Raw genomic sequence first — 13,111 nt, 5'->3', positions numbered from 1 at the left:
CTTTACGTTGATGATCGAGGCGGCGCCGGTCAAGCGAAAAATTCAACCTCATTGATGACCTGGTGCGATTTCTAAGGGGTGAAAACGCAACATAAACGCCTTGTCGTGAAAAAATCGTCCAACCTGACTTGACAGGGCGGGGGGCGTCCGATCACCCTAGGCTCAGATTTCAACCGGACCTTGCCCTGTGCAACAGCGCTCGCTCATCGCCGAAGTTTCGACCGTCGCCGGCCTCGCCGCGACGCGTTTCGGCATGATCCTCGGCGGCGCGATTATCGGCGGTACCACCGGCACCACCACCATGCCCGAACGGGCGGGACGAGTTTAGCGCGCCGAACCCCGGCAACCGCAGAACCCGAACCCCGCCCGGTCCGCCAGGCGGGGTTTTTTCTTTTCAACCCACCCCATCCCGATCTTTCCCGAGAAGCCCGATGTCCGCCCAACTCGCCGTCGTAGAAAAATCCGAAAGCCTCGATCCCAGCAGTCAGGCTGCGCCAGAGGTGGTGGTGCTGAAGTTCGGCTCGTCCATCCTGCGCAGCCCGGCGGAGGCGCCGCTGGTCGCCTCGGCCGTCTATGGCCATGTGCGGGCGGGCCGAAAGGTGGTGGCGGTGGTCTCGGCCTTCGGCGGGGCGACGGACCGGTTGCTGGGCGAGGCGCGGGCGCTGGGCCTGGCCCATTCCAACGACCTGCTGCCCGGCTACGTCGCCCTGGGCGAGGAGAAGTCGGCGGCGCTCGTGGCCATCGCTTGCGACCGGATCGGTCTGGACGCCTGCGCCCTGTCGGTGCGCGAACTGGGCATCGTGGCGGAGGGCGAGCCGGAGCATTCACGCCCTTGCGGCCTGCGCCCCGACCATCTGAAACAGGCGCTGGATCGGCACGAGGTGGTGGTGGTGCCCGGGTTCGGCGCGGTGCGGCCGGACGGCAAGGTGGCCCTGCTGGGACGCGGCGGATCGGACCTGACGGCGGTGTTCCTCGCAGCCGAGTTGGGGCTGAAGAAGGTGCGATTGGTCAAGGACGTGGACGGCCTTTACGACCACGACCCCAACGACAAGACGGCCCCGGCCCTGCGCTATCGCCGCGCCTCTTGGGACGTGGCGCGCAAGCTGGGCGGCGCTCTGGTCCAGCACGACGCCATCGACCTGGGCGAAAGCCGCGGGGTCGAGATCGAGGTGGCGGCGCTGGATCGCGCCGACGGCACGGTCATCGGCGATAAGTCGGCGCCGCCCGGTCCCGCGCCCGCCCTGCCGCCGCTGAAGGTCGCGGTCGCCGGATGCGGCGTGGTCGGCGGCGGCGTGCTGGCCAAGCTGCTAGACGATCCTCGCTACGAGGTAGTGGGCGTGCTGGTGCGCAATCCGAAGAAGGCCCGCGACGTGGACTGTCCGGCCTCGTTGTTCACCGCCAACCCGGCGGACCTTTGGGCCAGGAAGCCCGACATCGTGCTGGAGGCCCTGTCGGAAGGCGAGGCAGGCCACGCCGTGATCCGCGCTGCGCTCGAGGCCGGCTGTGACGTAGCCAGCGCCAACAAGCAGGCGGTCAGCCGCGATCCGGGCGGCCTTCAGGCCCTGGCGGAGGCCAATGGACGGCGCATCTTCTGGTCGGCCTCGGTCGGGGGCGGATCGCCGATGATCGAGACGGTCCGCGCGGCCCGTGCGGCCGGAGAGGTGGTCGGCTTCGAGGCGGTGCTGAACGGCACGGTCAACTTCATGCTGGAGCGGCTGGGCGACGGGGCGGCCTTCAACGAAGCCCTGGCGGACGCCCGCGCGGCTGGCTTTGCCGAGGAGGATCCGTCCTCGGATCTGGAAGGCCTGGATGCGGCGGCCAAGGTGCGGCTGCTGTGCCACGAAGCGTTCGGTCGCTCGCCCGATGGCGACGTGCCGCGCGACCACCTGACTGAGGCGACCTCAGCCGCCGGCGGGGTGCGTCAGATCGGCTCCGCCCATCTGAAGGACGGGGTGATCCGCCCGTCGGTGTCGCTGAGCGCCGACCATGGCGATCCGCTGTTCTCCACCCTGCGCGGCGAGGGCAATGCGCTGAAGGTCTACGGCGCCGACGGCCGCGTGTGGCGCTGCCGGGGCCGGGGCGCCGGGCGTTGGGCCACGACCGAGAGCATCTTGGCGGACCTGGCCGAGATCGTGCGTGCACGGCGCGCCGATGCGGGCCTAAACTAAGGCCATGGCCGTCTTCACCCCTGTCTCTATCGCCGACGCTGACGCGTTCCTGGCCGGCTACGACATCGGGGAGCTGGTCGAACTGACGGCCATCGCCGAGGGGGTGGAGAACACCAACTATCGGCTGGACACGACGCGCGGGCGGTTCGTGCTGACCCTGTTCGAGGGGCGGACGGACGAGGCGTCGCTGCCCTTCTGCCTGGGGCTGACGGCGCATCTGGCGGCGCGCGGCTTTGCGTGTCCCACGCCCATCGAGAACCGGACCGGTGACTGGCTTGGACGACTGAACGGCCGGGCGGCGGCGGTGATCGAATGGAAGACCGGCGCCTGGCTGCGCACGCCGTCATCGGCCGATCAGGCGGCGGCGGGGGCGGTGCTGGCGCGACTTCACCTGACGGCGGCGGACTTCGAGCTGAGGCGCGTCAATCCGGTCGGGCCGTCGACGTGGCGTCGGCTGGTCGATCGGTGCGTCGAGGGAGAAGGGCGTGCGTCCGACGCGGATCGCGCGCTGCTGAGACAGGTTCAGGCGACGCTGGCGCGCTTGGGCGATCCCTTTACGACCGATCTGCCGGGCGGGGCGATCCATGCCGACTATTTCCCCGACAATGTGCTGTTCGAGGACGGCGCCGTTTCGGCGGTGATCGACTTCTATTTCGGCTGCACCGGCGCCTTCGCCTATGACCTCGCCATCGCCCTGTCGGCCTGGGGCTTCGACGCCGAGGGGCGGGCCATGCCGGACGCCCTGGCGGCCTTCCAGCGCGGCTATGAGTCCGTGCGGCCGCTGAACGCCGCCGAGCGGGAAGCCTTGCCGCGTCTGGGCGAAGCGGCGGCCCTGCGGTTCACTGTGACACGGCTGCACGACCGGATATTCCACGATCCCGCCAATCTGGTGACGCCCAAGGATCCGGCGGTCTTCCTGCGTCGGATGGACCACTGGCGCGCGACCGAGCCGGCCTGAGGCGCCTGCGCGGCTCCGTCGCTGGAACCGAAAGCTTGGCCGGGATTTTGATGGTGCAACGGCGAAGTCCGCCGCTCCCCGAGGACGAAGATCATGACTGACGAAACCATCAACGGCGCCGCCTCGCAGGCGCAAGGCAAGTTCCAAAAAGGCGTCGGCAAGATGGTCGGCGACCAGAAGATGCAGGTCGAGGGCGCCTACAACGACGCCAAGGGCCGCTCGCTGGAAACCTTCGGCAAGGCGATGGATTCGGTCGATCGCCTGGTCGAAAAGGTCCCCGCCGACTACCGCGACAAGGCCCGCACTGTCGCCGCCGAAGCGCGCAAGCGTCCGCTGGTCACGACCCTGTCGGTCGCCGGCGTCGGCCTGCTTCTGCTGCGCGCCCTGACCGGCGGCGGTCGTCGCTAAGGCGTTTAGTGGCGGCCTGAAAAGGCCGCCACGGCGTCACGCGCCGCGTCCATCGTCCCATCGACGATCGTCAACCGCTCGGGCTTGTCGCCTAGGGCGGCGATGGCGTTTGCGAGTTCGGGTTCGAAGCCCAGGACGTTCGAGACGAAGTCGCCGAACTTGGACGGATGGGCGGTGGACAGGGCGACGAGGGGGCCTTTCGCGCGGTCCTGCCGACGCGCGACGGCCAGCGCCACGGCCGTATGCGGGCAGATGACGCGGCCCCAGGTTTCATAGACGTGGGCGATCTCGGCGCGCGTCTCGTCCTCGTCGATGGAGACCGCCGAGACCTGTTCGCGCAGGGCGGTGAGAAGGTCCGGATCGAAGGCGAAGGCGCCGTCGCGGGCGAAGGTTTCGAACACGGTGCGCGTCGCCTCGGCGTTCCGGCCCGTCGCCTCGAACACCAGCCGCTCGAAGTTGGACGGCGCCTGGACGTCCATGGAGACGCTGCCGCTCTCGACCGCCGGACGGCGCGAATACAGGCCGTCGTTCAGGGCGCGGGCCAGGGCGTCGTTCTGGTTCACCGCCGCGACGAAGCCGTTGGACGGCAGGCCCATTTTGGTGGCGGCGATGCCGGCGAAGGCGTCGCCAAAGTTGCCCGTCGGCACCACGAAGGTCGCGGCCCCGCCCAACTGGGCAGTCGCGGAGACATAGTAGGGGATCTGGCCGCCCAGACGCGCCCAGTTGATCGAATTGACCGAAGACAGGCGGCCGCGTTCGCGCAGGGCCTCGTCGGCCAGCAGGCCCTTCACCAGGCGCTGGCAGTCGTCGAAATCACCGCGGACGGCCAGGTTCAGGACATTGTCGGCCTCGACCGTCGTCATCTGTCTGCGCTGAACCGGCGAGACGCGGTCCAGCGGGTGGAGCACGACCAGATCGACGGACTTGGCCCTGGCGAAGGCGCGCACGGCCGCGGCGCCGGTGTCGCCCGAGGTGGCGGTCAGGATGGTCAGACGCTCGCCCGAGGCGGCCAGGGCCTCGTCGGTCAGGCTGGCGACCAGCTGCATCGCCAGATCCTTGAAGGCGGCGGTCGGGCCGTGGAACAGCTCCAGCACGAACAGGCCCGGCTCCAGCTCGACCAGAGGCGTAACCAGCGGATGGTCGAACCCGGCGATCAGCCGCTCCAGCGCCCGGTCCAGGGCGCCGTGGGGCAGGGCGTCGCCGATGAAGGGGGCGATGGCTTGCAGCGCGATGGATTTGTAATCGGCCGTTCCCGTCCAGGCGGCGGGCGACAGGCCGGGCCAGGCGGTCGGCATATAGAGGCCGCCGTCGGGCGCGATGCCGCGCAGCAGGGCGTCGGTGAAATCCGTTTCGGAAGATTGGCCTCGGGTCGAGACGTAGCGGGCGCTGGAGGTGCTCATGACGCGGATGGTCGTAGCCAGACGGGGCGGCGGCGTCACCCGCTTTCTGGATGATTTTGTCGGGTTTTCGCGGGCTGTGGCCCGACAATACGCGTCTGGTGATCGAAGTGTTGGTTAAGGCGCACATTTTTGCCGCCTCAGGTGCAATGTGGTCGGTCCTGCAACAGGGGTTGCGACATCGCCCCGCTGGCGCGGATCGCTGCGACGGTCCATGTCAGGCGCCATGAGACGACGCGATCTTCTGATCCGGCTGGGGCTGGTCGCCGGCGGGGTGGGCGGGGCCTGGTGGCTGCGCGACCATGTGGTCTGGCGCGGGCCGACGGTCGTCTTCGCCGCGAACGGCTCCAGCGGCTGGCTGCCCTATGCCGAGCCGCGCGCGCCGACCCCGACGGTCGAGGTGACCGTGAACGGACAGCCGGTGCGGGCCCTGATCGATTCGGGCGCGCAATATTCGGTCATCGACCGGTCGCTGGTCGAGCGGCTGGGGCTGACCAACGCCTTCAACATCCCGATGGTGGCTTACGGCGTCGGCGGCGACGCCCGGGTCGGACGCGGGACGACGCTGGATGTGGCGATCGGCGGCTTGCGGCTGACCGGATTGCGCGCGGCGATCCTCGGCCTGGGGCCGCTGGCCAGTGATCAGGGATTGGGTGCGGCGCTGATCCTGGGGCAGGACGTGCTGCGCGAACTGGTGCTGGAGCTGGACACGGCCGAGCATCGGGTCCGGTTCCTGCCGCGCGAGGGCTGGACGCCGCCGTCGTCGCTGAAGCCCGTTCCGGTGACGCGGGCCGGCAAGGCCTTGCAGGCGGGCATCACCCTGGAAGGGGCGACGGTCAATGCGGTGATCGACACCGGCGCCTCGGCCGTGCTGGCCGTCACGCGCGAGACCGCCGAGGCCGCCGGCCTGCTGGACGGACGCGAACGCACGCCGGGCCAGAGCATCGTCCTGGGCGGCACCGTGCGCGCCGAGACCGTCGTCGTGCGCACCCTGACCATCGGCGACGAACTGTATCGTCAGGCGGCGGTCGCCATCTATGATGACGTCGCCGTGCCCGGCTTTCCCAAGGCCCTGGTCGGCATGGCCGCGTTCGAGAACCGGCGGCTTGCGCTGGACCTGGGCGGCACCGGCCTGTTCGTCGAACGGCCGATGGAGATCACGGTCGGCTAAGCCATCAGCCCGCCAGAGCCGTCCCCACCACGGCCCTGGCCTCGGCCTGAACGGTCGCCAGATGGTCGGGGCCGAGGAAGGATTCGGCGTAGATCTTGTAGACGTCCTCGGTGCCCGAGGGGCGGGCGGCGAACCAGGCGTCGGCGGTGACGACCTTCAGCCCGCCGATGGCCTCGCCGTTGCCAGGGGCCTTCGTCAGGATGTCGGTGATCGGCTGGCCGGCCAAGGTGGTCGCCGTCACGTCCGAGGGGCTGAGGGCGGCAAGCCGGGCCTTTTCGGTGCGATTGGCCGGAGCATCGACGCGGGCATAGGCGGGGGCGCCGTATCGGTCGGTCAGACCGGCGTAGAGCTGGCTGGCGCTCTGACCCGTGCGGGCCTGGATCTCAGCGGCCAGCAGGCACAGGAGGATGCCGTCCTTGTCCGTCGTCCAGACCGTGCCGTCGTGGCGCAGGAAGGACGCCCCGGCCGACTCTTCGCCGCCGAAACCGACGGTGCCGTCCAGCATGCCGGGCACGAAATGTTTGAAGCCGACGGGAACTTCCAGCAGGCGGCGACCCAGGCCGGCGACGACCCGGTCGATCATGGACGATGAGACCAGGGTCTTGCCCACCGCCACGTCCGCGCCCCAGCCGGGCCTATTGGCGAACAGATAGGCGATGGCGGCGGCCAGGAAATGGTTGGGGTTCATCAGGCCGGCGTCGGGCGTGACGATGCCGTGGCGATCCGCGTCGGCGTCGTTGCCGAAGGCGACATCATAGGCCGAGCCGCCCTTCATCATGCCGATCAGACCAGCCATGGCGCTGGGCGATGAGCAGTCCATGCGGATCTTGCCGTCGGCGTCCAGCGGCATGAAGGCCCAGCGCGGATCGACGGCGTCGTTGACGACGATCAGGTCCAGTCGGTGGCGTTCGGCGATCTCGCCCCAATAGGCCACGGCTGCACCGCCCAGCGGATCGGCGCCGATACGGACGCCGGCGTTGCGGATGGCGTTCAGGTCGAGAACGCTGGGCAGGTCGTCGATATAGGCGGCGCGGTAGTCGAACCGGCCCGCCGCCGCATGCGCCTGGGCGAAGGGATTGCGGCGCACCTCGGTCAGGCCGCGTTCGATCAGCTGGTTGGCGCGGGCTGCGATGGCGGATGTGGCCTCGCCCCCGGCCGGGCCGCCGGAGGGGGGATTGTATTTGATGCCGCCGTCGCGGGGCGGATTGTGCGACGGGGTGATCAGGACGCCGTCCGCCTGCCGGCTATTCGTGCGGTTGTGGGTCAGGATGGCGTGCGAAACGGCCGGCGTGGGGGTGAAGCCGTCGCGGGCGTCGATCAGCACCTCGACCCCGTTGGCGATCAGCACTTCCAGCGTCGTGCGGAAGGCGGGTTCGGACAGGCCGTGGGTGTCGCGACCGAGGAACAGCGGGCCATCAACGCCCTGGGCCGCGCGGTATTCGGCGATCGCCTGGGCGATGGCCAGGATGTGAGCCTGGTTGAAGGCGCCGTCCAGGCTGGATCCCCGGTGGCCGGAGGTGCCGAAGACGACCCGCTGCTGAGGATCGCCCATGTCGGGCCGGGTCGTCTCATAGGCGCCGAGCAGGGCGTCGAGATCGATCAGGTCTTCGGGGCGTGCGGTCGTGCCGGCGCGGTCGTGCATCGTCAGTCAATCAATCGTTTTGAAGGGGCGCGGCGATCAGGCGCCGCTGAAGGTGTCGCAGGACGCCGGATCGCCTGACTGATAGCCGCGCTGCAGCCATTCGACGCGTTGCGCAGAAGAGCCGTGGGTGAAGCTCTCGGGAGAGACGCGGCCGCCGCTGCGCCGTTGTAGGGTGTCGTCGCCGATGGCTTGGGCGGTCTTCATGCCCTCTTCAATATCGCCGGGCTCAAGAGCGACCTGACCGTTGGAGACGGCCGAGGCGTTCCGGGCCCAGACGCCGGCGTAGCAGTCGGCCTGAAGTTCCAGCGCGACGGAATATTGATTGGCTTCGGCCTGACCGGAGGCGCGCTGCTGGGCCTGGCGAACCTGATCTGAGGTGCCCGTCAGGGTCTGGACGTGATGGCCGAACTCGTGGGCGATGACATAGGCGCGGGCGAAGTCGGCGCCTGAGGCGCCAAGCTGGTTTTCCATCTCCTGCCAGAAGCCGAGGTCCAGATAGACCGTCTTGTCGGTCGGGCAGTAGAAGGGACCCATGGCCGACTGACCATAGCCGCAGCCGGTGGGTGTGCCCTGTTCGTACAGGCGAACTTGGGGGGGCTGATACCCTTGCAGCTTCGTGGCCCAGACCTGATCGATATTGGTGCGGACGACATCGACGAACCGGCCAGCCTCGTCTTCAGGCGTTCCGACCTTGCCCTGCTGCTCAGAAGCGCCGACGCCGCCAAACTGGCTGGCGATTTGCGTTGTGGTCGAAGGATCGATGCCGAACACAAGGTAACCGATGATGGCCAGGACGCCCACGCCCAGGCCGCCGCCTGCAATGGCGCCGCCGCCCATGCCGCGTCGGTCCTCGATACGACCGCTCGTGTCTCCGCCCTTCCAACGCATCTCATATCCCTCCGCCCGATCCTGGTTAAGCTAGGCAGGAACGCGGGTGCAAGGGAAGGGATGCGTCAGTTCGGACGATCAAGCCAGTTGTCGATCTGGCTCATGCCCTGGGCTGTCTGCTGGCGGCGTTCGGCGGCGGATTGGCGCAGGGCCCGCTCCTGCTCGGGGCTGTAGAGCGGGCGGGGCGGCAAGGTCTGGGCGAAGGTCGGTTCGCGTGCGCCTTCGATGGCGCGCAGGCGAAGCTGGGTCTCGATCTGCTGTTGACGCGCCTGATCGGCGTTCGACTGCGCCTGAGAACGCAGACGGTCGTTTTCATAGCGGTGCTGGTCGGCGATGGCGGCGGGGACGCTCCCCGGATAGGCGCCGTAGGGGCGGCCGACCTGAGGATAGGTCTGGGCCAAGGCCGGCGTAGCGGCAGCGGCCAACAGGGCGGTCAGGGTCAGGAGCGATCGCATGGACACGATGTGGGGACGCGCGCCATCGCCGCCAAGCGGAGCCGCAACCCTTTGAGTTTCTGTGGGTTCATCCCGCCGAACACTTTTCACGAACGGAGCATTCCTCATGGCCCAATCCCTTTCCGGCAAGACCGTCGCCATCCTGGCGACCGACGGCGTCGAGCTGGTCGAACTGAATGAACCGATGAAGGCGCTGAAGGATGCGGGCGCGGTGGTCGAGATCGTGTCGCTGAAGGCCGGCGAGTTCCAAGGCTTCGACCATCTGACGCCGGGCGACAAGGTCACGGCCGACAAGGCGGTGGCGGCGGTCGACGCCTCGACCTATTCCGCCCTGCTGCTGCCGGGCGGCGTGGCCAACCCGGACCTGCTGCGCGCGGACGAGGACGCCGTGAAGTTCGTTCGGGCCTTCTTTGACGCCGGCAAGCCGGTCGCCGCCATCTGTCACGCGCCCTGGCTACTGATCGAGGCGGGCGTGGTCGAGGGGCGCACGATGACGTCGTTCGAAAGCATCCGCACCGACCTGAAGAACGCCGGGGCCAATGTGGTCAATGAGGCGGTCGTGGTGGATCAGGGCCTGGTGACCAGCCGCTGCCCCGACGACATTCCCGCCTTCAACGCCAAGATGATCGAGGAATTCGCCGAAGGCCGCCACGAGGGGCGGGCCGCCGCTTAAAGGAGGGCCGCCGCCTAAGGCATCGCCCAGACGGAGGACCGCTTGATCTCCTGGTCCTCCAACTCGCGCGAGGTCGGGACGCGGTATTCGGCCAGAAAATCCAGGCCCGTGCGCGGGAAATAGGTGCGTCCCGGATCGCCGATCAGGACCCGCGTTCCCCTGGCGCGGGCCTGGGCCAGCCAAGACAGAACGGCGTCAGTCATTGGGCGCTCGTAGCAGATGTCGCCTGCGCAGATGACGTCCACATCCGGCGGGGCGGCGTCCAGCAGATTGGTCTGGGTGAAGTCCAGCGTCACGCCGTTCGCCATCGCATTGGCGGAGACGGCGGCCTGACAGAAGGGATCGATGTCGGCGCACAGGACATGGGTCGCCCCAGCCTTCATCGCCGCCACGCCGACCAGGCCCGAACCGGCGGCGAAGTCCAAGACGCGCTTGCCGGCGATCTCCTGCGGATGATCCAGCAGGTACCGGCTCAGCGCCTGTCCGCCGGCCCAGGCGAAGGCCCAGAAGGGTGGCGGCACGCCCAATTCGCCCAGCTCTTCTTCTGTCAGCCGCCAGATGGGCGTGATCTCGTCGGCCAGCCACAAAGAGATCTCGGGCGCGTGCGGCACGGGCTGAAGCCGGGTGTTGTCGCGGATGAAGGCGGCGGGATCGAGAACGGTCATTCCGACTGGCGCGTAACAGCCTTCAGCACGCTGGCATAGCCGGGTGCGACCTCCATGGCCTCGGCTTGCGGCTTCGTATGAATGGCGCGGTGCAGGCGCGGCAGCTTCCAGCAGGGCACGTGCATGAACAGGTGGTGCTCGGCGTGGAAGTTGACCCAGTAGGGCGCGATGAAGGCGCGTTCCCACAGGCTGGCCTTGGTGGTTCGAGCGGCCCGAAAGGGGTCGGCCGACGAACCCTCGACGCAGGCGTGTTCGGCGATGTTTCTTAGACGCGTCACCATCGGAAACCACGTCGCCATCGGCAGCAGCCACAACACGAAAAAGGCCCACCAAGCGCCGGCGGCGATGAAGCCCGCCAGCAGGACCACGTTGAAGGCGAGGAAGGGCAGGACGGATCGGCCCGTCACGATCGCCTCATAGTCATGGGCGCCATCATCTCGGGGGCCGCTTGAGCGCGCTTTGGCCAGCGGCAGCAGCACCCGCTGCTTGAAGAAGGTCTGGCCCGTCAGGTCGCGGATCAGCTTTCGGCGCAACGAAGCCGGACTGACGGGAAAGGGCGCCGACAGCATCAGATCGGGATCCTCGGCCTGCTGGGCGAAGCGATGATGCGTCAGATGATAGGGGCGATAGGCCTTCAGGCTGGCGCCGATCGGCACGGCGCATAGCCAGTGGCCAAGAAAATCGTTCAGGTGGTTCGACTTCGACAGGCCGCCATGCGCCGCTTCGTGCATCAGGATGGCCAGACCCAGCTGACGCGTGCCGACGACCATGATGCACAGCGGAATCAGCCATGGCATCAGCACGCCGGCGAAAACAGCCAGGGCGATCACCGCCCAGCAGTGGGTCACCAGCAGCGGGCCGACCCAGGCCGAGCGCATCTGAAACGGCTTCCACTCCTGCGGTGTGAACAAGGCCGACGGGGCGATGCGTGGGGCGGCGGACATGAGGCGAGTCTAGCCCCGTAAGCCCCTCTGGAAAAGCAACGGAGAAATGTTGGGCGCGCCTGACAAAAAGTCAGGTTGACATGACATGAGTGTGGTGTCAGGTTGTCCTTACAGAGGGAGACAAGACATGATGAAAGCATGGAATAGCGGCACACCGGCCTATCGGCGCTATCTTATCCGCACGATGGCGTTCACAGCCCCATACGTCGCGATTTGCGTGGCGATGATAACCACAGACGCCTTTGATGATCTGATGGGCAAGCCGGCGGCCTGGATCCTTGCAGCGGCGGTGGCTGCGCCGGTGATCGGTCAGATCTGGGCGACATTGGCGCTTATGCGCGAGAGCGACGAGTTCGTGCGCGGCGTCACCGCCAAACAGTTCATCGTCGCCGCAGGACTGGCGATGGCCGTCGCCGCCTTCTGGGGCTTCGGCGAGAGTTTCGCCGGCGCGCCGCATATGCAGACCTGGCTGATCGTGCCGGTGTTCTGGGCGCTGTATGGGGTCGTTTCGCCCTTCATCCGGAGCAGCCGATGAAGAACCGTCTGAAGCTTCTACGCGTCGAGCGCGGCTGGACCCAGGAACATATGGGTCAGGCGCTGGGGGTCTCGCGCCAGGCGGTGATCGCCCTGGAGACCGAGCGGCACGATCCGTCGCTGGACCTCGCTTACCGGATCGCCGCCGTGTTCGAGCGGCCGGTCGAAGAGATTTTCGAAAACCCGCACGCGGGCTGACCGAAAAGTCAGAATAACCTTACAATTGGAGACTGTGATGTCGAACTTCATTCGCCCTTGCCGGGGCGTCTTCGCCCCATCGCGCCTTGCCGTCATCCTTGGCGTCGTGATCGCCTGTGCTGTGGCCAGCGATCAGGCGCGGGCCAAAGTCGCGCCCCCTGCCGCGCCCGCCGCCGCGCCCTTCACCTCCGACCGGCTTTCGGTCGAGGTGGTGGGCCAAGGCCCTGACGTGATCCTGATCCCCGGACTGGCGTCTTCGCGGGAAGTGTGGCGCGCGACAGCGGACCGGCTGAAGGCGACGCACCGCGTGCATCTGGTGCAGTTGGCCGGGTTCGCCGGCGAACCCTGGACGCACGGCGACGGCGCCTTCGTCCAGCCCGAGGTGGATGAACTGGCGCGCTACATCCGCCAGGCGCGGCTGGATCGGCCGGCGGTGATCGGCCATTCGATGGGCGGTCTGAGCGGACTTCTGCTGGCGCAACAGCAGCCGGATCTGGTCGGGCGGGTGATGACGGTCGACTCGCTGCCCTTCTACAGCGCGATGTTCGGGCCGACCGCGACGGCAGAGAGCGCAAAGCCTTTCGCGGACCAGGCGGCCAGCATGATTTTGTCAGCGGACACGGCGAGCTACCGCACCCAGCAGGAGGCGACGGCGCAGGGCCTGTCGCGCACCCCGTCGGAACAGGCGCGGATCGTGGCGTGGTCGCTGGCGACCGACCGCCATGCAATGGCCTCGGCGATGAAGGATGTGATGACCACCGATGCGCGTCCGGGGCTGGCGGACATGACAACGCCGGTGACGGCGCTTTACGCCGCCGATGCAGACGGCGGGGCGCCGGCGGCGATGGCCGATGCGATGTGGACGCGAGAGTATGCGGCCTTGCCCGGCGTGACCCTGATCCGCGTCGACGGCTCGCGACACTTCATCACGGCCGATCAGCCCGAGCGGTTCGCCGAACTGATCGACACGTTTCTGGCGAAGTGAGCCTTGAAGATCCTCCCCCGGAAAC

15 protein-coding genes are annotated in these 13,111 nt (G+C 68.0%); 9 read left to right on the top strand and 6 right to left on the bottom strand.

Annotation, left to right across the window (positions count from 1 at the left end; genetic code table 11):
- The first annotated feature begins 187 nt into the window (after positions 1-187).
- From KAK88_RS15170 to KAK88_RS15155, 4 genes are all read left to right on the top strand, one after another.
- On the top strand, positions 188-328 hold the full coding sequence (locus KAK88_RS15170) for a hypothetical protein (protein ID WP_168189957.1): 141 nt from the start codon (positions 188-190) through the stop codon (positions 326-328).
- Positions 329-431: 103 nt separating this feature from the next.
- Positions 432-2,168, top strand: a complete 1,737-nt coding sequence (locus KAK88_RS15165; RefSeq protein ID WP_242077267.1) for a Gfo/Idh/MocA family oxidoreductase — start codon at positions 432-434, stop codon at positions 2,166-2,168.
- A 4-nt stretch (positions 2,169-2,172) separates the two neighbouring features.
- The gene (gene thrB / locus KAK88_RS15160; RefSeq protein WP_242077266.1) at positions 2,173-3,126 is read left to right on the top strand and encodes a homoserine kinase; all 954 of its coding nucleotides are present in this window, start codon (positions 2,173-2,175) and stop codon (positions 3,124-3,126) included.
- A gap of 93 nt (positions 3,127-3,219) precedes the next feature.
- On the top strand, positions 3,220-3,534 hold the full coding sequence (locus tag KAK88_RS15155) for a CsbD family protein (RefSeq protein WP_242077265.1): 315 nt from the start codon (positions 3,220-3,222) through the stop codon (positions 3,532-3,534).
- 5 nt (positions 3,535-3,539) lie between these two features.
- Here the strand turns inward: KAK88_RS15155 and thrC are convergent, their stop codons facing one another.
- Positions 3,540-4,973, bottom strand: coding sequence for a threonine synthase (gene thrC, locus KAK88_RS15150; RefSeq protein ID WP_242077264.1), 1,434 nt, complete (start codon positions 4,971-4,973; stop codon positions 3,540-3,542).
- 184 nt (positions 4,974-5,157) lie between these two features.
- Here thrC and KAK88_RS15145 point away from each other — a divergent pair, with 184 nt between their 5' ends.
- Positions 5,158-6,102 (top strand): retropepsin-like aspartic protease, encoded by a 945-nt coding sequence (locus KAK88_RS15145; protein WP_242077263.1) that lies wholly within the window; start codon positions 5,158-5,160, stop codon positions 6,100-6,102.
- A gap of 4 nt (positions 6,103-6,106) precedes the next feature.
- Here KAK88_RS15145 and pgm read toward each other — a convergent pair whose 3' ends face one another.
- From pgm to KAK88_RS15130, 3 genes are all read right to left on the bottom strand, one after another.
- Positions 6,107-7,744, bottom strand: coding sequence for a phosphoglucomutase (alpha-D-glucose-1,6-bisphosphate-dependent) (gene pgm, locus KAK88_RS15140; RefSeq protein WP_242077262.1), 1,638 nt, complete (start codon positions 7,742-7,744; stop codon positions 6,107-6,109).
- Between the two features lie 36 nt (positions 7,745-7,780).
- Positions 7,781-8,632: a KPN_02809 family neutral zinc metallopeptidase gene (gene ypfJ, locus KAK88_RS15135; protein ID WP_242077261.1), complete on the bottom strand. Its 852-nt coding sequence runs from the start codon at positions 8,630-8,632 to the stop codon at positions 7,781-7,783.
- A 65-nt stretch (positions 8,633-8,697) separates the two neighbouring features.
- Positions 8,698-9,087, bottom strand: coding sequence for a hypothetical protein (locus KAK88_RS15130; RefSeq protein WP_242077260.1), 390 nt, complete (start codon positions 9,085-9,087; stop codon positions 8,698-8,700).
- Positions 9,088-9,193: 106 nt separating this feature from the next.
- On the opposite strand from KAK88_RS15130, the gene KAK88_RS15125 reads away from it, so the two are divergent.
- On the top strand, positions 9,194-9,760 hold the full coding sequence (locus tag KAK88_RS15125) for a type 1 glutamine amidotransferase domain-containing protein (protein ID WP_242077259.1): 567 nt from the start codon (positions 9,194-9,196) through the stop codon (positions 9,758-9,760).
- Between the two features lie 14 nt (positions 9,761-9,774).
- On the opposite strand, the gene KAK88_RS15120 is transcribed toward KAK88_RS15125, so the two are convergent.
- On the bottom strand, positions 9,775-10,425 hold the full coding sequence (locus tag KAK88_RS15120; protein WP_242077258.1) for a class I SAM-dependent methyltransferase: 651 nt from the start codon (positions 10,423-10,425) through the stop codon (positions 9,775-9,777).
- Positions 10,422-11,369, bottom strand: coding sequence for a fatty acid desaturase family protein (locus KAK88_RS15115; RefSeq protein ID WP_242077257.1), 948 nt, complete (start codon positions 11,367-11,369; stop codon positions 10,422-10,424). The genes KAK88_RS15120 and KAK88_RS15115 overlap by 4 nt, the downstream gene beginning before the upstream one ends.
- A gap of 223 nt (positions 11,370-11,592) precedes the next feature.
- On the opposite strand from KAK88_RS15115, the gene KAK88_RS15110 reads away from it, so the two are divergent.
- From KAK88_RS15110 to KAK88_RS15100, 3 genes are read left to right on the top strand one after another with little or no spacing between them, the layout of a single operon-like run.
- Positions 11,593-11,904, top strand: coding sequence for a hypothetical protein (locus KAK88_RS15110; protein ID WP_242077256.1), 312 nt, complete (start codon positions 11,593-11,595; stop codon positions 11,902-11,904).
- Positions 11,901-12,101: a helix-turn-helix transcriptional regulator gene (locus KAK88_RS15105; protein ID WP_242077255.1), complete on the top strand. Its 201-nt coding sequence runs from the start codon at positions 11,901-11,903 to the stop codon at positions 12,099-12,101. Before KAK88_RS15110 ends, KAK88_RS15105 begins: the two co-directional genes overlap by 4 nt.
- 37 nt (positions 12,102-12,138) lie before the next feature.
- Complete coding sequence (locus KAK88_RS15100) at positions 12,139-13,086, top strand: alpha/beta fold hydrolase (protein WP_242077254.1); 948 nt, start codon at positions 12,139-12,141, stop codon at positions 13,084-13,086.
- Positions 13,087-13,111 lie beyond the last annotated feature (25 nt).

Origin of the sequence: Brevundimonas diminuta (genome assembly GCF_022654015.1) — a bacterium.
Classification (GTDB): Bacteria; Pseudomonadota; Alphaproteobacteria; order Caulobacterales; family Caulobacteraceae; genus Brevundimonas; species Brevundimonas diminuta_C.
The sequence above is the reverse complement of the archived record's forward strand: the minus strand, read 5'-3'. Positions and strand labels throughout refer to the sequence as shown.